The 21,629-nt window shown below is 64.3% G+C and carries 16 protein-coding genes; 6 read left to right on the top strand and 10 right to left on the bottom strand.

Annotation, left to right across the window (positions count from 1 at the left end):
- From QRO95_RS20250 to QRO95_RS20220, 7 genes are all read right to left on the bottom strand, one after another.
- The coding region (locus QRO95_RS20250) for a PepSY domain-containing protein (RefSeq protein ID WP_285303337.1) at nt 1-1,862 on the bottom strand (1,862 nt) is incomplete at its 3' end.
- 46 nt (nt 1,863-1,908) lie between these two features.
- Nucleotides 1,909-4,365 (bottom strand): TonB-dependent siderophore receptor, encoded by a 2,457-nt coding sequence (locus QRO95_RS20245; RefSeq protein WP_285303335.1) that lies wholly within the window; start codon nt 4,363-4,365, stop codon nt 1,909-1,911.
- Nucleotides 4,366-4,473: 108 nt separating this feature from the next.
- Nucleotides 4,474-5,517 (bottom strand): FecR domain-containing protein, encoded by a 1,044-nt coding sequence (locus tag QRO95_RS20240; protein ID WP_285303333.1) that lies wholly within the window; start codon nt 5,515-5,517, stop codon nt 4,474-4,476.
- A complete protein-coding gene (locus tag QRO95_RS20235; protein ID WP_285303341.1) occupies nt 5,514-6,116 on the bottom strand; it encodes an RNA polymerase sigma factor in 603 nt (200 codons plus the stop codon). Before QRO95_RS20235 ends, QRO95_RS20240 begins: the two co-directional genes overlap by 4 nt.
- Nucleotides 6,117-6,320: 204 nt before the next feature.
- Nucleotides 6,321-7,001, bottom strand: a complete 681-nt coding sequence (locus QRO95_RS20230; protein WP_285303331.1) for a DUF3313 family protein — start codon at nt 6,999-7,001, stop codon at nt 6,321-6,323.
- A 253-nt stretch (nt 7,002-7,254) separates the two neighbouring features.
- On the bottom strand, nt 7,255-7,665 hold the full coding sequence (locus tag QRO95_RS20225; RefSeq protein ID WP_012511082.1) for a hypothetical protein: 411 nt from the start codon (nt 7,663-7,665) through the stop codon (nt 7,255-7,257).
- A 175-nt stretch (nt 7,666-7,840) separates the two neighbouring features.
- Nucleotides 7,841-8,959 carry an AraC family transcriptional regulator gene (locus tag QRO95_RS20220; protein ID WP_285303329.1) on the bottom strand — a complete coding sequence of 373 codons (1,119 nt, stop codon included), beginning with the start codon at nt 8,957-8,959 and terminating at the stop codon, nt 7,841-7,843.
- Nucleotides 8,960-9,306: 347 nt separating this feature from the next.
- Between QRO95_RS20220 and QRO95_RS20215 the strand changes: the two genes are divergently transcribed.
- The 5 genes from QRO95_RS20215 (at nt 9,307) to QRO95_RS20195 (ending at nt 16,336) form a co-directional block, all read left to right on the top strand.
- Nucleotides 9,307-10,395: an efflux RND transporter periplasmic adaptor subunit gene (locus QRO95_RS20215; protein WP_223276796.1), complete on the top strand. Its 1,089-nt coding sequence runs from the start codon at nt 9,307-9,309 to the stop codon at nt 10,393-10,395.
- The gene (locus tag QRO95_RS20210) at nt 10,392-13,439 is read left to right on the top strand and encodes an efflux RND transporter permease subunit (RefSeq protein ID WP_121503300.1); all 3,048 of its coding nucleotides are present in this window, start codon (nt 10,392-10,394) and stop codon (nt 13,437-13,439) included. Before QRO95_RS20215 ends, QRO95_RS20210 begins: the two co-directional genes overlap by 4 nt.
- Complete coding sequence (locus tag QRO95_RS20205; RefSeq protein ID WP_285303325.1) at nt 13,436-14,971, top strand: TolC family protein; 1,536 nt, start codon at nt 13,436-13,438, stop codon at nt 14,969-14,971. Before QRO95_RS20210 ends, QRO95_RS20205 begins: the two co-directional genes overlap by 4 nt.
- A 100-nt stretch (nt 14,972-15,071) precedes the next feature.
- Nucleotides 15,072-15,623, top strand: a complete 552-nt coding sequence (locus tag QRO95_RS20200) for a TetR/AcrR family transcriptional regulator (protein ID WP_285303323.1) — start codon at nt 15,072-15,074, stop codon at nt 15,621-15,623.
- A 56-nt stretch (nt 15,624-15,679) separates the two neighbouring features.
- Entirely contained in the window at nt 15,680-16,336 is a 657-nt protein-coding gene (locus QRO95_RS20195; protein WP_285303322.1) for a TetR family transcriptional regulator, read from the top strand.
- Between the two features lie 9 nt (nt 16,337-16,345).
- Here QRO95_RS20195 and QRO95_RS20190 read toward each other — a convergent pair whose 3' ends face one another.
- Together QRO95_RS20190 and QRO95_RS20185 are read right to left on the bottom strand one after the other, a co-directional pair.
- Complete coding sequence (locus QRO95_RS20190) at nt 16,346-17,650, bottom strand: NADH-quinone oxidoreductase subunit D (protein WP_285303339.1); 1,305 nt, start codon at nt 17,648-17,650, stop codon at nt 16,346-16,348.
- A gap of 128 nt (nt 17,651-17,778) precedes the next feature.
- A complete protein-coding gene (locus QRO95_RS20185; RefSeq protein ID WP_121503304.1) occupies nt 17,779-18,660 on the bottom strand; it encodes a LysR family transcriptional regulator in 882 nt (293 codons plus the stop codon).
- 151 nt (nt 18,661-18,811) lie between these two features.
- Here QRO95_RS20185 and QRO95_RS20180 point away from each other — a divergent pair, with 151 nt between their 5' ends.
- Entirely contained in the window at nt 18,812-20,374 is a 1,563-nt protein-coding gene (locus tag QRO95_RS20180) for an MFS transporter (protein ID WP_197615174.1), read from the top strand.
- Between the two features lie 145 nt (nt 20,375-20,519).
- On the opposite strand, the gene QRO95_RS20175 is transcribed toward QRO95_RS20180, so the two are convergent.
- On the bottom strand, nt 20,520-21,503 hold the full coding sequence (locus QRO95_RS20175; RefSeq protein ID WP_110712379.1) for a LacI family DNA-binding transcriptional regulator: 984 nt from the start codon (nt 21,501-21,503) through the stop codon (nt 20,520-20,522).
- Between the last annotated feature and the right edge of the window lie 126 nt (nt 21,504-21,629).

Raw genomic sequence — 21,629 nt, 5'->3', positions numbered from 1 at the left:
ACCCACACCCCCATCAAGGCACTCCCCGCCAGCAGACTCAGCCACACCCGCCCAACACTACGGGCGCTGAAAACGCCCACAGCAACGGCAATCAACAACACGAACCCCAGCAGTGAACTGGCCAGGACCGAAACGGACGTCCTCACCCCCACCAGCACGGGCAACAACAACGCCAGTGCCGTGGCAGTAACGGCGGTGAACAGGTATCCGCCCAGCGAGGCGGCCAGCACTCGGCTCGCCACCTGCCAGCGATAGGCCGGTTCCCGCCTGGCCGGAGGCTTGGCAGGGCGCGCCGCCTCCTGCGCCCGGGGCCAACGGCGCTGCAGCATCAGGGCCATTCTTGCCAGCATCAGCCCGAATGCCAGTGCGACCAGCTCCACGCCGGCCTGCTGCCATGCGCCCCGCTGCAGGTACATCAGCAGCCCCTGCCCGGTGGTTGCCAGATTCACCAGCGGCAGCGCCAGGCACAGTGCTGCGGCCAGCCACAACTGCTCGATCCAGGCCAGGCGCGGTGGGCGCCACAGTGCGTGTAGCACCGAGGCCACGCAGGTCAAAAGGAAAATGCGTATTTCCCAAGCACTGCGATCGCTCATTTCCAGCGGCAGCAACCGATTGCCATGCAGGTAGACGATGCTTGCCAGTGCCACCCCAGCCAGCGATGCTACGTTGAAGGCTTCCGCGCAGCGGTAGATGCCCGCCGTGGCCGCGCCGAACTCATGCTCGCTGCGCTTGCGCCGCTTGATGGAGAACAGCAGCGTGCCGATGGCGATCATCGCCGTGCCCAGCAGGCCGCTGATGAAGTACAGCCACTTCATCGGCCAGCCGCCGAAATCGGCCTTGTGCAGAGCTTCGATGGTTTCGTGCACCTGTACGGCGCCAATGGCATGCGGATGTGCGCCATGCTGTTGCAGCAGCGTGCCGCTGGCAGCATCGAACGCCGCCCGGCTGGCCTCGGTCAGGAGATGCCTGTCCGCGCCCCCCTCCGGCTTGCGGCCGATCACCTCCACCACGCTGTGCACGGTGCCGGGCGCCTGGATCACGATCAATGCCGGCGGCTGCCCGCTGATGGCCTGCGCGCGTGCCAGCAGGTGCCGCAGGTCTGGCAGTTGCGCGGTGGATACCAGGATGCCTGGCGGAGCCGGCTGTGCAGGCGCCAGCTCGGCTTCGTAGCGCGCATAGGCGTCATCGGCATCGCCATAGGCCGCATGCACCGGCCACGGCAGATAGCTGCTGTAGAAGAAGGTCAGCCCCGTGTAGCCGATCATGAACAGGAACGGCAGGGTCAGCACGGCACTCAGGTTGTGCGCATCCAGCCAGCTGCGCTGTCCCTTGCCCGGGCGAAAGGTGAAGAAATCCTTGAAGATGCGTTTATGCACCACCACGCCGGACACCAGCGCCAGCAGCATGCAGGCCGTGATCCAGCCCACCAGCCAGTAGCCGGCCATGCCGCCGTGCAGGGTGTAGTGGAAGGACATGAAGTGGCGCCCGCCTTCGGTTTCCCGAAGGCGAGGTGGAGGCCGTGGCATGCCTGTGCTGGTATCCACCCAGCGTTCGTGCGCGGTGCCGTCGCCACCCTCCCATGACAGCTCCAGTGTCCAGCCCGGCTGGGCAGGCCAACGGATCTGCCACGCCCGGGCATCGGCGGCGTTGGCGGCCAGCCAGTGCTGCGCACGTACCGCCTGCGTTGCGGTGTCCACCGCCGGCGAGGAGGCTGGCACGGGGCCGGCCTCCATCCATCGCGTGATCGGCTCACGGAACACGCTGAGCGTGCCGGTCAGGAAGATCGCGCACAGCAGCCAGCCACAGGTCAGGCCGCACCAGGTGTGCAGCCACGACATGCTCTGCCGAAAGCCCGCTTTCATGCCTGCCCCGTGGCGGGCAGGCCGTTGCCCCGCCGGTTGCGGAAGGTCACAGCGAGCCGCGCAGCGTCAGCATCACATTGCGGGGTTCGCCAAAGAAGTTGCCGCGGCGGATCTGGCTGATCATCGCGTAGTAGCGGGTGTCGAACAGGTTGGCCACGTTGACGCCCACGCTCCAGCGCGGATTGATCCGGTAGCCGGCACGCAGGTCCCACACGGCACGTCCCGCTGCGCCCATGCGCCAGTCCGGGTCGTCGTAGGCCGGATAGGAATAGCTGCTCTGTGCCGATACACCACCGCCCACGGAGAACGCGTTCCACTTGCCCGGCAGCTGGTAGGACGTCGACAGGCGCAGCAGGTGGCGAGGCGTCTCGGCGCTGATGGTCGCGCCCTCATCGTCGCGGCTGGTGACGTGGGTATAGCCCGCCATCATCTGCCAGCCCGGCGCCAGTTCGCCGCTGGCCTCCAGCTCAAAGCCCTTGCTGCGCAGCTTGCCGCCATTGCGGTAGCAATCGGACGACGCCAGCGAGCCACGGCAGCTGCCCGGGTCGGATTCGTCCACCACGGCGTTGCCGGTCTTGCGGATGGAGAACACCGCGGCGGAGACATTCAGGCGGCCATCGTTCAACTCACCCTTCACGCCCAGCTCGTAGTTGGCGCCGATGGCCGGATCCAGCACCGAGCCGGACGCGGTGACGTACGAGCTCTGCGGCTGGAAGGTATCGGCGTAGCTGGCATAGACCGACCATTGCGGACCCAGGTCGTAGACAAGGCCGGCGTACGGGGTGAATTCGTGCTTCTGTTCGTAGTCGCGGCTCTTGGCGCCGGTGAAGCCATCGCTGGACTGGTACTTCACCCAGCTCAGCCGGCCACCCAGCGTGAGGTGCAGCGGTTCTGCCAGCTGCAGGCGCAGGTTGCTGTACACGCCGCTCTGCTGGGCGCGGGCGTTTTCTGACCAGTCCCACGCGGGCTGCAGCGGCTGCGCAATGGCGCTGTGGTCGGGTGCGTAGACATCAATCGGCACGTCGATGGCCAGGTCCGCCGAGCTCTGGCGGGTACGCTGGCGCGACCACATGGCGCCCAGCAGCAGCTGATGGCTGCGGCCGAAGGCGTCGAAACTGCCGGTGGTGTGCAGGTCGATGCCATCACTGCGCACGCGCGAGCGGTTGAAATAGATGTCATAGAAGCGCGAACCGATACCGGTGGCGCGGTCCACCCCGCCCAGCGGAACTGCAACACGCTGGTCCAGGTCCGACTCGGTGCGGTTCACCGACAGGCGTGCCTTCCAGCGTTCGTTGAAGCGGTGCTCCGCCTCTGCAAAGGCTTCGTCGACGGAGCCCTCCTGCCGGTTCCAGTCCTGGATGAGCGAGGTGGAACGCTTGATGTCCAGCGCACCGCCATCGGTGTAGCGCGGCAGGCCGAACAGCCAGTAGCCGTCGGTGTCACTGGCCTGATGGCGCAGGCCGAAGGTCAGCGTGGTATCCGTGCCCAGATCGGCGTCGATCACCCCATAGGCCACCGGCGTCTTCGATGAGGTGCCCCGCTGGAAGTAGTCTCGGTCCTGATAGGCGGCGACCAGTCGGCCGCGCACGCTGCCGGTAGCATTGAGCGGGCCACCGCCATCCACCTCGACGCGGTAGTTGTCCCACGAGCCCACGGTTGCGGCCAGATCCAGATGAGCCTGGTCGCGCGGGCGCTTGCGCACCATGTTGATTGCTCCGCTGGGGTCGGCTGCACCCAGCATCATGCCACCAGCACCGCGCAGCACTTCAACGCGCTCCAGTACCGCGGTGTCGATCGGCAGCCAACCCACGGGGGCATAGACGATGCCGGCCACGCCGTCGACCAGATAGTTGCTGTCGTCCACGGTAAAGCTGCGGATCGAGAACTTGTGGTTGCCGAAGTTGCGGGCGGTCTTGGTCACACCCGTGGTCTGCGCCAGGGCCTCGTCCAGCGTGGTGAGGTTGCGGTCGTCCAGCTGCTGGCGGGTGATCACGCTGACCGACTGCGGGGTCTGGCGGATGCTCTGCCCCAGCTTGCCCAGGCTCAGTTCACGTGCCGTGTAAGCGCCATCGCTTGGGGCATTGGCGGTCACGTTCACCGTCTGCAGGGTGGTCTGGGCATCCTTGCTGCGCGCAGGCGCTGCTGCTTCCTGGGCCAGGGTGAACACGCCCGGACGGGTGGCATTGACACGCACGCCACTGCCCTCCAGCAGGCGCGCCAGTGCTTCCTGCGGCGTGTAACTGCCGGTCAAGGCCGGAGCGCGACGGCCCGCCACCGCCGATTCGCTGAACAGCACCTGCTGCCGGGACTGCTCGGAAAAGCGGCGCAGTGCGGCATCCAGCGGTTGCGCCGGAATATTGAACTGCACGCGTGCAGCCGGCTGCGACTGTGCAATGGCCGGCGCTGCCAGCGCGCTGGAAATGCACAGTGCCAGCAACGGCAGCCGCTTGGCGTGTACCCCCGTAGAGAACGCGCCAGCAACAAGTGCGCGCTTGATCTTCATGTACCCCATTACCGCTCCATCATGCTTGGCCGCTACTGGCCTCACTGGGGTAAACGGAAAATAGCGGTGGGGTGGGAACCCGCGCCGGAAGAAATATTCGCTCCGGCGTCAGCGGGTCACAGGCCGTTCGTCGATGCGATAGCCGCCCTGGGCATTGCGGGTCACCTGCACCGGCAACAGATCCGGCAGTGCTTCCAGGAAGGTGGCCGGGGCATCGGTGGCTGCGTAGCCGGAGACCGGCAGGAACTTCAGCCCTGGCTGGCCCAACGTGACGGGATGGCCCAGATACTGCCCGACCTCCTGCGCCACTTCGTCCAGCGGGGTGCGCCGGAACACCAGGCGTCCATTGCGCCAACCGCCAATGCTGTCTGCGCTTGCGGCGATGGGGCGATAAGCAGCGGTGAGCGTGGTAACGGCCAGGCCCTGTTCGGCGCGCAGGCTGACCGGCGAGGCACCTTCGGCGCGATCCGGCTGTACTCGCACGTGCCCATGCAGCACCTTGACCACGACTTCGCCCGGCCCATTGCGCACATTGAAGGCCGTGCCGACCACCGTCACCCGGCTGCGCTGGGCATCCACGGTGAAGGGCCGGTCGGCCGCCGGGGCGACCTCGAAGAATGCCTCGCCCTGGCTGAGCACCACTTCACGGCGGGATCGATAGAAATGCACGGCCAGCGTGCTGCGTGCATTGAGCGAAATCCGTGAGCCGTCCGGCAATTGCAGATCACGTATCTCGCCCGCGCCGGTGGCCACGTCCTGTACGTAGCTGGGCGCGGCGTACCAACCGTAGCCGACGTACCCCAAGGCCAGCATCGCCACGGCCGCAGCCGCCGCAACGCGTGGCAGGCGCCACGATCGTGCACGCCGCGCCGCCCTGCCCCGCCGTAGAGCGGCAGGTGCAGGTACTGCTGGGGTGATCACCGTATGCGCGTCCGAGGCCAGTACGGGGCGTGGCAGCTGGCCCAGGTCGTGCCAGGTTCTGGTCACATCGGCGAACGCCTGTCGATGTGCTTCGCTCCCGGCCAGCCAGTGCTGCAGGGCCGCCTCGTCCTTCGGTTGCCAGTCCGCATCCTGCCGCCGTACCAGCCACGCGGCCGCCGCCTCATGCAGGGCAAACGGGTCGGAACCTGCGGGAGAAGGGAGATCGGTCATCGGCAGGGAAAATCAGCATCGATGGCAGGCGCCAACGCCTCGCCCGCCTTGGTCGGACGATGCAGTTCCTGCATCTGTGCCAGAGACGCATAGCGTACCCGCACTTCGCAGTAGGCAACCGCTCGCGACAGGTGCTTGACCACCATGCGGCGGGAGATCTGCATGCGAGCGGCCACGTCCTCCTGGGTCAGCCCATCGAAGCGGCAGAGCACGAAGGCTTCGCGTTGACGTTCCGGCAGCTCGGCCAGTGCCTCTCGAAGGCGTTCCAGGCGCTGCCGCTGGGCGCTGAACTGCAACGGGCACTGTGATTCATCGCTGGTGATGGCCTGGCCCGCATCCTCGGCATCTGCCAGTGGCAGGGTCTGGAGACGGCGGCCTGCGGTGTGCTCACGATACTCATCGGCCACGGTGTTCATCACCGTTCGCCGGAAATAGGCGCCTTGCTGGTCGCACGAGGCCAGTGCAGGGTTTGCCGCCAGCCATTTGACTGCACCGTCGTGCAGGGCGTCCTCACCGTCCGCACCTCTGACACGCGCAAGGCTGCGCAGAATGGGCCCGCGCCAGCGGGCATAGGCTTTCGCAAGGAGGTTCCCGCCCATTGGCGAGGCGTCTTCCGGAATGCCCGCCTCCGTGGACGAGGCCCGATCCGCGTTGCTGCCCGTGCCCCGGCCTAGCGTGGACACATCACCCTCAGGGCAAATGCCAGCGGTCTGCACAGGTGGGGCGGGGAATTCACGTCGGGAGCCGGAGTTCTGGCCGCCATAGGCGGCGGAAGGAGTGGGATGTCGCAAGTGTAGTGAGAGTCATTTGCAATTGGAACTCCCTCCCCCCTCCCTTTCCTGCAGCCGCGGTTCGGATGAGGCCTGGGAACCGGGGTGAAGCGCACGGCAGTTGCGCTCTCCGGGAAGCTGCCGTGATCGCACCATTGGCGCGATGAACTCCACCGCCTCAATCGCGAACCGGCCTGCAAGCGCCTTGGCGTGACCGTCCGGGGTGTAGCTTTTCCGGATGTCCCTCATATCGGCTTCGTCGGCGAGCAGCAGCAGTGCTACCTGCCTGCCAGTGCCTGCGTCGATCGCCTCGATCTCGAGGGAAAGCTGCCCCTTGCTCACCGGTCCCATCAGGACCGATGTGGCAATGTTCAGGCCGACAGACACCTCCTTCACCGAGGTGATCCTTGCAAGCAGCAACAGCCCCGTTCCCGGCCGCCCTGCCCCACTCCAGCCCAGGCGCCTGTCGATCTGCCGCTGCAGCTGACTGCTTACGGCAGCCTTGAGGCGATCACCGACGCCCGGGCTCAGCGTTGCAGCCACCTCCGGCATCAGCAGGACGGGGGCGAGAGTCACCGTCTGGAAGTGCCCGTGCGTGCTACCCGCTGGCAGGATCTCCATCCGACGCTCCCCGTGGATGCTGAGACCTGCATAGGTCCTGGCCTGGTTTGACCTGACCACATGCACCGGACTGCATGCGGCCAGCAACAGCATTCCCACTCCTGCGAGGAGCCGCGGAACCCGCCGCCACAAGCTGCCTTTCGCGACGCGTCCGGAACCGGATGTTCTGGCCAGAGTGGCAGTTCGATCGCCGCCTGATGAATGACTACGGCAGCAGGGAATTGCAGAGTGCATGACTTTCGCAGGTTGAGTGGAACGGAATCAATCGAGGTCGAACATCCCCCATGTGCGGGGCTCGCCTTGGCCGGTCCGGAATGCAGGCCCGACGATTGCAGGGTGTCGGCAATCACCAATGCAACATGTGCTTCGGATCGAACAGCACGCACGACACTGCCATGATGATCACGACAAGCACCGCGAATCCTGTGGCAATGGCGCCTCTGAGAAATCCAATTCGGATGAGGATGTGCTTCAACAGGGCCACCTCGCCAAGCAGCAGGACAAAGAGAAGTCCTGCTTGTGCTGCGGCAAGCAGCGCATAGACCAGTGCCCAGCACCCCCATGCGATGGCCGCCACACGAATGACGGACGCCGGAACGTCCATCAGCAGCCCCACCACGATCAGCATCGTCACCGCAATGGTGATCGTGCGCATGTTCTCAGCCACGTTCTTCAACGTGGCGCCTTCCCGCGCCAATCGATCGACCTCAAGGAATCTCGCCGCGAGTTTCGATTCAAACAGCCGTATGCGCTTCATGGTTCTACCCAGGTGAAGGAGGGGTGGCTGGAGAGGACTGCACACGCACTGGTGCAATGGACTACAGACGCGCAACCACCACCGGCAGCACGGCCCGGCGGCAGCCCCGACGTCATTGGGTGGCCCGGTCTCTACCGATGGCTACCCGCCGTACTGGAACCAGGGTGGATGCTGTCTACCTGGATTCCCGGAACTCGGTTGGCAGGCAACCCGCCCAACGCTTGAATGCGCGGCGGAATGCACGGGCGTCGGAGTATCTAACCGCGTCTGCAACTTCGGCGATGCTCAACTCTGAGTTCAGCAGGAGATCGCGGGCCCGCTCATACCGGGCCTCATCGCGGAGTTCCCGATAACTCGAATCCTGGCGATTGAGCCGGCGCCTGAGCGTTCTCTCGCTTACATTGATCAGGCTTGCGAGTTCGCTCTGCCGGGTGGTCGTCTCGATGTCGCACCGCAGGTGGCTCGACAGCGATTCGACAATTTCATTGCGCACGCCCCGCATTGGCAGCAGCGTGTCGAGCTGGTCGCGTACGATCTTCGAGTTGATCCGGTCGAAGCCTGGCAGCCGCACACTCAACCAGTGTGAGTCGAAGGTCAGGCGGTTGATCCCTGCATCAAAGCGCACCGGGCACTGGAAGAACCGCCGGTAGACGTCCGGATCGGAGGGCTTGGGTAGGGAAAAGTCGACCCGTAGCGGTGCAAACGAGGGGCCAATAAGGTACCTGCTGACGGCGACGAACCCAGCGAATGCATCCTCCACAAGAACGGATTCCAGCTGGATATCAAAGCGCCGGAATCGGACCTCCATCCGGATTTCACGACCCGCTTCCTCGATCGTGTGAATCAGCATGGCGCCGATTGCCTGCTGGTGGCTGAGCCCATAGTTCAGGGCTTCTCCATAGGTCTCGCAGGTGAGCATCGCCAGGCCGGGAACACCCCAGGAGATGGGTGTCTGCCGGGCTCCCAGGGCGAGGCCCAATGCAGGTTCGTCCAGCAATCGCTCTGCGCGCATGAACAGCTTGCGCATCTGTCTGTAGGACAGCCTTACATCTCTCATCGAGAGATCGCGGTACGTGAAACCAAGCCCGCGGCATAGCTCTTCCGGCGAGAAACCCCGTTCTTCAACGAGCCCAAGGATGGCCCTGGCTCCGGTCGGCACGATTTCTGCGATCTGCGATTCGTGCGTTGAGCCTGGATCGTCGGAGGGGTTCAGAGACGTCGCGTCCAACGCGAGTTCCTCACCGGGCTCACGCCAGTCCATGGAGGTCGGCAGATTCTTGGAGATGGCAGCCATCACGTTTTCGAAGGAGCGTTTCGCAGTCCCCATAGTCATCCCGTGGGGGACTGATTTCAATGCAGGAGACCACGCGTGGCCTAAACGGCCCCCCGCGTGTCCGGTAATGCTCCTGATGGGTCCGGATGATGATCCAGCGTCGATGTGACTGACTGGCTTCAGGTGGGACTGCGTTGTCCGGATGGCCGCTTTGAGTGCGCCGCCTGTCCCAGATGACCTGTACGAGCCCCGGCATGTCCGGAAGTGTCCTGTTCGTGGTCCAGGTGTCCCCCTAAATTTACGCCGCCTGCAGACCTGACCACACCTCGCTGGTCTGTGGAACTGACCACCCATACAAGGAATCGAACGTGAAAACCCATATGACCTGGTCATTGGTGCCTCGTCTCAGCGCGCTGGCCATTGCCCTGTCCGCGATGACGGGATGTTCCGATACACCAGAGAGCGGGACGGCAGAAGCCCGCACCGCGTATGTCGCCTCCGTTCGACAGGCTGCTGGCGATCAGCGCGCTTACATCGGCACCGTGCGTGCCACGCAGCGAGGACAGCTGTCCTTCCCGGTCTCGGGAAAGGTCTCCGCGGTACTTGTTGAACCGGGTGACGTTGTACGCAAGGGACAGGTGCTTGCTCGACTGGATCCGGTCCCCTTTGCAGCGCAGGAGGCGTCCGCTGCCGGCGACGTCGCACGCGCGCAGGCCGCACTGGACGAGGTCCAGCGACGCGTCGAGCGACTGGATGTTGCGCAGAAGGCTGATGCGCTCAGCCCGGCGGAGATGACCGCCGCGAAGGCCGAACTGGCGGCTGCGAATGCGGCCGTCCGCAATGCCCGCGCGCAGCACGAGCTCGCCGGCTGGTCACAAGGGGAAGCCACGCTGAAGGCAACGTTTGACGGAGTCGTGGCTGCCCGAAACGTTGAAGTTGGACAGTCCGTGGGCCCCGGCGCTGTTGCCATCCAGGTCGATGGTGCGGGCCGCGAGCTGTCTGTCGCGATTCCGGGCACTGCTCCCCTGGCTGTTGGGCAGGTGGTCAACCTGATCAGCGGCTCGGACACCGTGGCGAGCAAGGTGCTCCGTGTCGACGGCCGTGTTGATGCAGGCGGCGTGCGTACCGCATACATCGCAGTGCCCGAGGCGGCGACCGTGGGTTCGACCTGGTCGGTCCGGATCACAGGAACGGATACAGGCCCAGCCAGGCTTCAAGTGCCATTTCGGGCTGTTCTGCCGTCTGCCGTTGGCGGCAAGGGCCAGGTGCTTCGGCTGGCAAAGGATGGCAAGACGACCGAGCTGGCGGAGGTAGATCTGGGTCAGTATCACGGTGACTGGATCGAGGTGAGCGGGCAGATTTCCGCCGGTCAGCGCGTCGTGGTTGCGGGTGCCAAGGCCATCCGCCCGGGCACGCAGATCAAGCCTGTCGACATGAAGATGGGATCAGAACAATGAGCCTCTCCTCATTCTCATTGGCGCGTCCCCGCCTGACCCTGCTGGCGATCGTAGCGATCGTCCTCACCGGCCTCATTCTGGCGCTCGACTTCCCGTCCACTGAAGAGCCCCCAATCACCATTCGCACGGCGACGGTACTCAGCTTCATGCCGGGCGCCGGCGTGGACCGGGTCGAGCAGCTGGTCGCTCGCCCGATCGAGGAGAGCATTCGTGGCATGCCGGAGGTCAAGCGGATCCGGACGACTGTCCGTCCAGGCTTTGCGTTCACCTACGTTGATCTCTATCCCACCGTGGAATCGGAGAAAATTCCCATCGTGTGGCAACGGTTGCGCTCACGCATGGGGGACATCCAGAGCCAGCTTCCCGAGGGAACGATTGGCCCGGTCGTGGACGACGAATTCGGTCGGGTTGCGGTGATGACCATGGGCCTGACCGGCGATGGCTATAACGCAGGCGAGCTCCGGGCAGAAGCCCGCCGCCTGCGCGATGAACTGTTCCGGCTGCCCGGGGTGGAACGTGTCTCGCTGCACGGCGTGAGGGACGAGCAGGTCCAGATCATCCTGGACGTGCCTTCCCTGGCTGCGCGTGGGCTCAACCCCAATGTGATTGCCGATGCGGTTTCCAGGCGCAATGTGATTGCGCCGGCGGGCTACGTCGAGATCGGAGGTTCGGAGATCACGCTCAACGTGAGCGGTGACGCCGACAACCCCTCCCAGTTGAAGAGCACGCCGATACCGCTGCCGAAGGGTGGCTCGGTGCCGCTGGGTGCCCTTGCGCGAGTGGAACGGGTGACCCAGGACCCGCCGATGACGGGCGCATTCGTCAATGGCACGCCGGCCGTGGTGATAGCGGTCTCCATGGCGCCAGGACTCAACGTAGTCAGCTTCGCCGATCTGTTGCGCGGCGACGTTGAACGGCTTTCGGAAACGCTGCCGGCCGGCATGCAGCTTGTTCAGATCACGGATCAGGCCGAGGTTGTTTCCACCCAGCTGCTGCGTGTTGCCAAGGTTTTCCTGGAGACCCTGGCCATCGTCATGGCGGTCGTCGTGCTGTTCCTTGGAATGAGGACCGGCCTGATTGTCAGCGCCATCGTGCCGACCACGGTGCTGGGGACGATGGCAATCATGAAGATTCTGAACATCGATCTGCACATGATCTCGGTGGGTGCAATCATCATTGCCCTGGGCCTGTTCGTTGACAACGCGATCGTGGTTGCCGAGGACATGGAGCGGCGGCTCTCGCTGGGTGAGTCGCCGGACCAGGCTGCCGCTCACGCAGGCAGCACGATGTTCGTGCCGCTTCTGGTTTCTTCGCTGGCGATCATCCTCGCGTTCATGCCGCTGGCCATCTCCAGCACGGAAACCGGCGAGTATCTGCGCAGCCTCGGCATCGTGATGGCCATCGCGCTGCTGTTGTCGCTGGTCATCGGCGTTACCCTGATTCCGCTGCTGTGCAAGTACTTTGCCCATCATCATGCCGAACTCAGCCGCACCGCACGCGCGGTCGAGCGGCTGACGGGCTGGTACCGCGGCAAGGTCCGCTGGATCCTGGGGCACAAGGCCATCTACATCGGCGTAATGGTTGCACTGCTGGCAACCTCCGGCTGGTTGTTCACCACTGTCCCCAATGAGCTGATGCCGCCGTCCGAGCGCCATCAGCTGCAGATGGCCATCGAGCTGTCCCCGGATTCCAGTCCGGCCAATACGATGGCGGTTGCTCACCAGATCAGCAAGGTACTGGCCGACGAGAAGCTCGTTCCGGAGATCTCCAGCCACGCCCTGTACATGGGCGATGGTGGCCCACGCTTCATTCTGGCACTCAATCCCCCTACTCCTGCAGGACACCGCGCGTATGCCGTGCTGTCACTTGCGAAGGGCGTCAAGCATGAAGCGGCCATTGAGCGGCTGCGTTCTGTGATGGCTACACACTTCCCTGATGTGCGGGTGGAGCCCAAGCGGTTCTCGATGGGGTCTTCGGATGCCGGCGTAGCGACGTTCCGCATCTCCAGCAGCGACGGCGCACATCGGATTGCCGCCGAGAAGCTGCTGCGCACGCTGCAGGACACGCCGGGGATGGTGGATGTATCCAGCGATGCCGAACGCCAGGTTGTCCAGCTTGATGTGGACGTCGATCAGCCCAAGGCCCAGGCCGCAGGCATCAGCAGCGCGGACATCGCCAAGAGCATGGACATGCTGCTGACCGGCGCAACGATCTCCCGTTATCGTGAGGGCGACACCGTTCTCCCGGTCATCCTCCGCGGAGAGGCGGCACTGCGCACGGATATCGGCCAGCTTGAGGCACTCCCGATCCAGAAGGCGGATGGCAGCGGAAGCGTGCCCCTGGGCCAGGTGGCCAAGCTTCGGTTGGCGCCGCAGCTGTCTTCAATCCAGCGAGTGAACCAGACGCGCGCGGTCACCGTGCTTGCAAAGAGCTCCGAGCTGACGGCCCAGGGGATCGCGGACAAGGTCGAGCCACTTCTTTCCGAATTCCGCAAGCAGGGCGTGCGGGTTGAACTCGGTGGCGAGATCGAAGAGAGCAAGAGTGCCAACGAAGGCATCGAGAAGCTGCTCCCGCTCTGCCTTGCTGCCATGTTCCTGTTGTTCGTATGGCAGTTCGAGAGCATCCGCAAGAGCTTGATCGTCCTGGCGAGCATTCCGTTCGTGGTCATCGGCGCGACCTTGGCACTCAAACTGAGTGGCACCAGCCTGACCTTCATCGGAACACTTGGGCTGCTCGCACTTGCCGGCATCATCGTCAACAACGCGATTCTGCTCATCGATGCGATCGACGAAGGCCAGCGCGATGGCTTGCCTCCTCTCCAGGCTATTGAAGAGGCTGCGGCCAAGCGCCTGCGCCCCATCGTCATGACCAAGATGGTCTGCATTCTCGGCCTTGTCCCGCTGCTGCTGTTTGGCGGTTCCATGTGGACCAGCATGTCGATCGTGATGATCGGCGGCCTCGCCCTTGGAACGCTGATCACGCTGGGTCTCATTCCAGCGCTGTATGCCGCGCTCTACCGCATTCACCCGACCGAGGAGGCATGATCATGGCTATTGGAAATCGAGTTGCCTGCCTGTCGATTGCTGTGCTTGTGGCCCTGTCTTCTGGCTGCGCCTCTGTGGCTCCCAGGACCGAGATCCCTGACGCCGCAGCCCGGCATCATGTGGGCCAGGCCCCCACGCCGGCGGCGCTGGATGCGGATGTCCTGCCCGGGACGCCCAACAGGCAATGGTGGAAGGACTTCTCCGACCCCAACCTGGATGCGCTGGTCAGCCTGGCCATGCGCGGGAATCATGACCTGAAGTCTGCCCTTGCCGCCGTGGTGGAAGCGCGGGCGCTGGCAGGCGCGGCGCGCAAGGACTATCTGCCGAGCGGTGCGCTGCAGGTCAAGGCCGAAGCCATGCAGTCCGCCCAGATCGAAGCGGATCCCTATCGCCAGGATCTTCCCCGGCCGCCTTCCCAGAGGCTGCTGTCCGCTGGACAGATGTTCTCCTGGGAACTGGACCTGTTTGGGCGCATTGGCACCGCCGCAGCCATGGCCGATCGCAAGGCCGATGCCGCGGCGGCTGACGCGAGATCAGCTGCCGCAGTGCTCCAGGCCGAGGTTGCGAAGAACTACTTCCTGCTCAGGATGGACCAGATCAACCTGTCCTCTCTTGAGCGGGAGGTTGAGCTGAGCAAGGCGCGCGTTGTGCGTGTGAAGGCCCGGTATGCGGCCGGGCTGGTCGATCGCAGGGAGGCACTTGCGGTCGAATCCGAACACGCCGAACTGGTGGCGCAGGAGGCGGCAACCGCTACCCGGCTGCAGGCGGACAGGGCCGCATTGGCGGTTCTTGCAGGCCGCTCGCCGACCGCGCAGGATGACGCCTGGGAGGCGTTGCTGGCCCCGGCTCCACTGCCGGCCCCACCGGATCTTGCATCGCTTGCGCAGCCGACCGACCTCCTGGCGCGGCGGCCGGACGTCGCCAAGGCCGATGCACTACTGCGAGCAAGCCTTGGCAACGTCGTACTCGCCGAGCGCGCGCACCTTCCGCGCCTCACGCTGAATGTTTTCGGCGGCATCCTTGCACCGTTCGGTTCGCTGGGCGATTCCAGTGCAAAGCGCTTCTCGGCCGGCCCGGAGCTTCAGTGGGAGTGGCTGAGCTTTGGCCGGAAGAAGGCCAGGGAGGAAGCCGCTCGCGCCGGCAGTGATCAGAACTGGCATGCCTTCGAGCAGACCGTGCTGACGGCGCTGAAGGAGAGTGAGGACTCCCTGCATGCGTGGACGAGTTCCCAGGTCAGGATGCAGCAGGCAGTAAATGCCGAGGCACTCAGCAGCAGATCTTCGGCCTATGCCTCTTCCCGCGTGGACGCCGGAATCGAGCCGAAGGATGCCGGCCTGCAGCAGCAGGCGCTGCACGAAAAGGCGCGCAGAGAGCTTGCGGCGGCACAGGCCGGGCTGCTGATGGCCCACGTGCAGGTGCAGCTGGCGCTGGGGGCATGGCAGCCCGAGAAGGGGGACCCGGAGATTGAAATCGGCAGGCCCATCGCTTCCCGGAAGAGCGCCGAAAGCGAAGCATCCGCGGCGCATCACTGACTGGCTCGAACGGCAACCCGCCAGGCCGTACCGGCCTGGCGGATCGTTCGTCGCCCGCTACATGAGGAAAACTCTCTTGAACGCTACCCACAGTTCGTCCGTGCGTGTGCCCGGCATACTCATCCGCGAAACGGCAGCGCTTATCGTCCGCAATGGCCGGTCTTCGGTGACCGTCAGTGAGATTCTCGAATGCTCGGGCGTCAGCCGTGGCGCGATGTTCCATCACTTCTACTGCAAGCAGGATCTCATCGACGCCACTTTCTCGTGCTGGCTGCAGAACTTCAATCAGGATGTAGAACGGAGAATGCGTGCCAACGGGCTCCGCTCCGGCGCATTCACCCACGCCTACGTGGAATCGGTGGTCGAGGGCTGCAGGCGGCACGACGTTGCAATGCTCTCGGCCCTGATCATCCGCCTGGACCTGACCCAGGTATCCGCGTCGCAGTGGATCGAGTGGATGAAGAAGAAGCTGGCCACCGAGCCGTCCGAGGCCGACGATCCCGCGCTGAAGTCTGCGCGTCTCGCTGCCGATGGTCTGTGGCTTGGCTCACTGTCCAGCCCTGCCCCAGCCAATGAACCGAAGATCGACGTTCAAACGCCGCAGATCCCGGTGCAGCGCTGTGGCCACGGTCCGTCCCATCGCCTTGTCTAAGGACGATCAGGACGCGCGGTCGCGCGCTCATCGAACAGCAGGGATGCAACCGTGCCATGGCTAGAAGAACCAGGGAGGACGCACACGCCACGCGTGAGAGGATCCTCGATGCCGCACTGGTGTGCCTGCTGCGCCATGGGCCCGCGGGCGCCACGCTGGAGCTGATCGCCACCGAGTGCGGCTATTCGCGCGGCGCGATCTACTGGCACTTCGGGTCCCGTCAGAACCTGCTGGGTGAACTTTCCGCGCGAGGGCGGCCAGATGCACCCGAAGGACTGCGGGAAGCCGCCATCCGGCAGTGCAGTGACCCGTTCAAGCTTCTGTTTGCGGACCTGCTCAGGGTCTTTGATCACACGCGCCGCACCCCACGCGTTCGCCGAACGGTTGAGCTTCTGCTGCGCTCTGGTGCATCACATGAGCTGGGCGGCATAGGCGACGTGCTCGCGGCGTGCGCGATGCCGGAGATCCGCATGCTGGAGCTTGTATACCAGCGTGCAGGAGCACTGGGCCAGCTCCGTGAGGGCGTTGATACAGCCACTGCGGCGCGCAGCCTTCATGCGATCGCGGTCGGTGTTCTGCTGGGATCAATCCTGGAGCCCGGCATCCTCGACCTGGAGATGGGCGGGGCACGCACCGTGGAAGACCTGATCAGGCTGCACATGGCTGTTCCCTTCGCGGCCGCCGGAGCGTGGCTCAGCCCATGTGTGGGCTGAGCCGGTTCCTCATCGATCCACTTCGCCGAACACAATGTCGTAGGTGCCAATCATGGCGACGACATCCGCCAGCATGTGGCCCCTGACGATTTCATCCAGAGAAGAGAGATGAGCGAAGCCGGGAGCACGCAGGTGCACCCGGAACGGCTTGTTGGCGCCATCGGAGATCAGGTAGCAACCGAACTCGCCCTTGGGCGCCTCGACCGCTGCGTAGGTCTCACCTGCCGGCACCTGGTAGCCTTCGCTGAAGAGCTTGAAGTGATGGATCAGCGCTTCCATGTCGGACTTCATCTCCTGCCGGGACGGCGGCGCCACCTTGAAGTTCTGGACCATCACCGGGCCGGGGTTGGCGCGAAGCCAGTCGACACATTGCCGGATGATGCGGTTGGACTGCCGCATCTCCGCGACACGGCACAGGTAGCGGTCATAGCAGTCACCGGCGCTGCCGACCGGAATGTCGAAGTCAACGGCATCGTACTTCGCGTAGGGGCGCTTCTTCCTCAGGTCCCACGCCACGCCCGAGCCTCTCAGCATCACCCCGGTCATGCCCCAGTCCATGGCCTGCTGCGGGGTCACAACGCCAATGCCCACCGTGCGCTGCTTCCAGATTCTGTTGTCGGTGAGCAGGGTTTCGTACTCATCAATGCGGTTTGGGAATTCGCGGGTGAAATTCTCGATGAAATCGAGCAGTGACCCTTCTCTCGCGGCGTTCAGCCGCCGCAGCTCCTTCCCCTTCTTCCAGCGTGACTCCTTGTACTTCGGCATCTGGTCAGGCAGATCACGGTACACACCGCCGGGCCGGTAATACGTGGCATGCATTCGAGCGCCGGATACCGCCTCGTAGCAGTCCATCAGCTCTTCGCGTTCCCGGAATGCATAGAGCATCACGGCCATGGCGCCCAGGTCCAGCGCGCCCGTTCCGATGTTCATGAGGTGATTGAGGATACGGGTGATCTCATCGAACATCGTGCGGATGTACTGTGCCCTGATGGGTGCCTCGATTCCCAGAAGGGTTTCAATCGCACGTACGTAGGCGTGTTCATTGCACATCATGGATACGTAGTCCAGCCGATCCATGTAGCCGATGGACTGGTTGAAGGGCTTGGACTCCGCCAGCTTCTCGGTACCCCGGTGCAGCAGGCCCACATGCGGATCCGCGCGCACAACGGTCTCGCCATCCATCTCAAGCACAAGGCGCAGTACCCCATGTGCCGCAGGATGTTGGGGGCCGAGGTTCATCACGTAGTTCCGGATCTCGGTATCCCGCCGATCACCGCGCACGGGAGCGGGGCCGCCCGCCGTCGTCCGCTTCATGTTCATCCAATAGCTTCCGTAGACCGAACGCATTCAGCGGAAGTGCTCAATGCTCCAAACGTCGATGCTACTTCGACGTGGAAGGCCGGTTATGGACTGCTTGGTCTGGAATGTGCGTGCGCTGCGCTTCAGCCCACCGCGCCGAGTGCGCGGACCGAACACGCGCCATCGCCTGCGCGAAGCAATTGTTCCTCCAACGCTTCGATCGCAGGCGTCCGCACGGCTGCACTGCGCATCAGCCGGAAGCTCGCTGCGGGGAGCACAGGAAGGCCCAGTCCACTGCCCGCAATCATCAGGCCATCCTGGATGTCATCCTGAAGAGCGACAGTGATGGCGAGCCCGGACTTTGCAGCCGATCGCAGGCCCTGCTGGTTCGCCGAGGTAAAGGTGACGCGCCATTCCAGGCCGGCTTCAACAAGTGCTCCGATGCACACGTCGCGGTGCATGCACGGGCTGGGCGCGAGTGCGAGTGGCAGCGTCTTTTCCGGTTCGTGCTCAAATCCCGAACCGATGGCCCAGACGAAACGTGTCCGCCTCAGAACCGGCCACTCAACGTCCTCCCGCAGGAACAGGTTCACCGCCAGGTCGAGTGTTCCCGCCTGTATCTGTTCGTTCAGCGCCCCATAGGACTCCACGGCCACATCCAGCCGCACCGCGGGGAACCTGCGGGAGAAGCGCGACAGCATTGCGGTCAGCCGGTCGCCGGCATAGGTCTCCGGCACACCCAGGCGCACTGCCCCGGTAACGGGAGCCCTCTGGAACCGGCGAACCAGCAGGCTCTGGGCAGCAAGAATCTGCTCGGCATGTCGCAGGAAGTCTTCGCCGTCTTCGGTGAGTGTCACGCTTCTCGTGGTCCGTTTCAGCAAGGCGCTGCCCGCCTGCTCTTCCAGCTTCCGGATCTGGTGGCTGATGGCGGACTGGCTGAGGTTCATGCGCTCACCCGCCTTGGTGAAGCCGCCGGTCTCTACGACGGCGACAAAGGCGCGCAGCAGGTCGGGGTCAAAGAACACCGGGGCAATCCATGATGAATATTGATCAATTCTATTAAATCAAATCATTTTTATCATCATGGAAGTCCCTCCAAGATGGCCGCTCACTTGAAACGCGCAGCTGCAGTCGCCCCGGCAGTGCGCCAGATCCCGGACCTGCCTGAGGAGACCCATGACTTCCCTTTCACCTGCTGCTCGAGACCGCCTGACGCTTTCTGCGGCGTGCTTGGCTTCCCTGATGTTCGGGCTGGAAATCTCCAGCGTGCCAGTCATCCTGCCGATTCTGGAGACAGAGCTTGGCAGCAGCTTCAGCGGCCTGCAGTGGATCATGAATGCCTACACCCTCGCCTGCACGACGGTGCTGATGGCCGCTGGCGCACTGGCGGATCGGTACGGGCGCAAGCGCATCTTCGTGATCAGCCTGTTGCTGTTCGGCATCACATCCCTGGCCTGCGGTCTTGCTCGAAGCGGAACGGCGTTGATCGTGGCTCGATCGCTGCAGGGTGCGGCGGGAGGCGCAATGCTGGTCTGCGTGTTTACAGTGCTTTCCCATCAGTTCAGTGACTCCGCACAGCGCGCCAAGGCCTTTGGCATCTGGGGCGTGGTCTTTGGCATAGGGCTGGGTTTCGGGCCGGTCATTGGTGCTGGCGTTGTTGTCATCAGCAGCTGGAGCTGGGTGTTCCTGGTGCATGCGCCCCTGGCAGTGGGCGCGACGGCTCTCGCCGTTCTGGGCATCCGGGAATCGTGGGCGCCAAGCCAGCGGAAACTGGACCTTGCAGGAATCGTCTCGCTGTCAGTGGCCGTCTTTTCCTTCACCTGGTACATCACCCAGGGCATTCCTGCAGGCCTTGCAAGCGCCTCTTCCATGGCGGCCGCTCTGGTTGCCGTCATCAGCCTGGCGGTATTCATCGCGGTCGAGCGCAGGGTGCCGGACCCGATGTTCGATTTTTCCATCTTCGGCAACCGGCGCTTCTCGGGCGCATTGCTGGGCTCGATGGGCATGAACTTCAGCTTCTGGCCACTGATGGTGTACCTGCCACTGTTCTTCCAGCACGGACTTGGCTACTCAAGCATCGCGACCGGCCTGTCTGTCCTGGCATACACATTGCCGTCGCTGCTGCTGCCGCCTTACGGCGAGCGTCTCGCTGTGCGCTTCGGGCCTGAGCGCGTGATCCCCGCTGGGATGTTTGCCATGGGCGGCGGGATGCTCATGATGGCGATCGGTGCAGGCGCGGAAAACGCGAGCTGGTTGACCCTGCTGCCAGGCTGCATTCTTGCAGGCTCGGGCCTGGGCGTGATCAATACGCCCGTCACCAACACGACGACCAGTTCCGTGCCCAGCGATCGCGCCGGCATGGCATCCGGCATGGACACCAGCGCCAGATTCATCAGCCTGGCCATCAACATCGCGGTGGTGGGGTTGATTCTGGTGAAAGGTACCTACTACGCACTTGAAACGAACCTGCCCGGCGGTGACCCTTCGCATCTGCGGTCGCTTGCGGAGGGATTGTCCGCAGGTACTGCGCACCTGGATGAGCTGGCGGCCACTGGCCAGGCAGTGTCCCTTGACGTAGCGCATCAGTCGCTGCTTTTCGGCTACCGACTGGCCATGGTTTACGCGGGCGCTTGTGCCTGTGCCCTGGCCGTTGTCAGTGCGCTTACGTTCCGGGGCGGTCATCCCGGGATCACATCGTCCGCCAGGAATCGAAACTGCCAGACGACGTCCGAGGATTGAGCTGAACATGCTGCGCCCATGCGTGCGACGCCTGTTCGTAAAACTGGCCACGATCATCGGCGGAATGGGGCCGGGCGAAGGAGTAGCCATGACCCACATGTACGCGAGGGTATCCATCGATGGACGGCCGCAAACAGCCGCGAGGTCATCGCAGGGCCGTTGATCCCCTCACCACGCACCGGCCGGTCATCACCAGCCGGCGTACCGGCAGCTCCGGCGCGCGCAGGCGCTCAAGCAACAGCGACATCGCTGCGCGCCCCATCTCTTCGACCGGCTGTTCGATCACGGTGATGCCCGGTTCGACCAGTTCGGTCCAGCGTTCGTTGTCAAAGCCCGCCAGCGCCAGCGCGTCCGGAATTGCCAGGCCTGCACTGCGGGCGGCCTTCAACGCTCCCATGAGCAGCAGGCTGTTGCTGGCGACCAGCGCCTCCGGCCGCGATGGGCCGGCCAGCCACTGATCGACCGTTGCAATGGCCGCTTCAGCCGTGGGCTCAACTTCGCGGTAATCCGGCTGAAGCCCATGTGTACGCATCGCAGCGAGATAGCCGTCGCGACGCTCGGCCGCCGTGGTGCTGGTGCTGCCGAACAGGCCGCCGATGCGGCGATAGCCGCGCGCGACCAGATGCTCGACCAGGCCCGCCATCGCGGCCGGATTGTCGAGCACCACGCTGTCGATCGACCCGCCGGGTGCGGCGCGGTCCACCAGCACCGTCGGATAGTCCAGTGTGAGCCGCTCCAGCCGGCCCACCGTGGTCCGGGTGGGCGCGAAGATCAGTCCACTGATGCGCTCCTCGTGCATCAACTGCAGATACAGCGCCTCGCGCTCGGGGTCCTCGTCGGTGTTGCAGAGGGTGACGCGCAGGCCTTCACGATAGGCAACCTCCTCCACCGCTCGGATCAGCGCCGTGAAGAACGGGTTGCGAATGTCCGCCACGATCAGCCCGATGATGCCGGTGTGCCGGGCACGCAGGCGCCGTGCCTGCAGGTTGGGGTGATAGCCGGTCTGGCGGATCGCCGCCTCCACCCGGCCACGCACGGCCTCGCTGACCGGGCCGCCGCCGAGCACGCGCGACACCGTGGACTTGGAGACCCCCGCCACGCGCGCGACGTCGTTGATGCTGATGCTCATTGGAACCGTTCCCGGAAACTTTCACTGTTCGAGGCCGGATGGCCATTCAGGACAATGCTAACGCCAAAGGACTATTGGCTTTTTGTGCAGTGCACATTGAAATGATCAGTGGGAACGTTCCCAATA

Source organism: Stenotrophomonas maltophilia group sp. Smal13, assembly GCF_030236855.1.
Lineage (GTDB): Bacteria > Pseudomonadota > Gammaproteobacteria > Xanthomonadales > Xanthomonadaceae > Stenotrophomonas > Stenotrophomonas maltophilia_A.
Note: the sequence above shows the minus strand (reverse complement) of the source record. Positions and strands in the feature narration are given on the sequence as shown.

Coding starts and splice junctions, on each gene's coding strand:
- QRO95_RS20245 (WP_285303335.1), bottom strand. CDS start 4,365: ATGAAGATCAAGCGCGCACTTGTTGCTGGCGCGTTCTCTACGGGGGTA.
- QRO95_RS20240 (WP_285303333.1), bottom strand. CDS start 5,517: ATGACCGATCTCCCTTCTCCCGCAGGTTCCGACCCGTTTGCCCTGCAT.
- QRO95_RS20235 (WP_285303341.1), bottom strand. CDS start 6,116: ATGGGCGGGAACCTCCTTGCGAAAGCCTATGCCCGCTGGCGCGGGCCC.
- QRO95_RS20230 (WP_285303331.1), bottom strand. CDS start 7,001: ATGCTGTTGCTGGCCGCATGCAGTCCGGTGCATGTGGTCAGGTCAAAC.
- QRO95_RS20225 (WP_012511082.1), bottom strand. CDS start 7,665: ATGAAGCGCATACGGCTGTTTGAATCGAAACTCGCGGCGAGATTCCTT.
- QRO95_RS20220 (WP_285303329.1), bottom strand. CDS start 8,959: ATGGCTGCCATCTCCAAGAATCTGCCGACCTCCATGGACTGGCGTGAG.
- QRO95_RS20210 (WP_121503300.1), top strand. CDS start 10,392: ATGAGCCTCTCCTCATTCTCATTGGCGCGTCCCCGCCTGACCCTGCTG.
- QRO95_RS20205 (WP_285303325.1), top strand. CDS start 13,436: ATGATCATGGCTATTGGAAATCGAGTTGCCTGCCTGTCGATTGCTGTG.
- QRO95_RS20195 (WP_285303322.1), top strand. CDS start 15,680: ATGGCTAGAAGAACCAGGGAGGACGCACACGCCACGCGTGAGAGGATC.
- QRO95_RS20190 (WP_285303339.1), bottom strand. CDS start 17,650: ATGAAGCGGACGACGGCGGGCGGCCCCGCTCCCGTGCGCGGTGATCGG.
- QRO95_RS20180 (WP_197615174.1), top strand. CDS start 18,812: ATGACTTCCCTTTCACCTGCTGCTCGAGACCGCCTGACGCTTTCTGCG.
- QRO95_RS20175 (WP_110712379.1), bottom strand. CDS start 21,503: ATGAGCATCAGCATCAACGACGTCGCGCGCGTGGCGGGGGTCTCCAAG.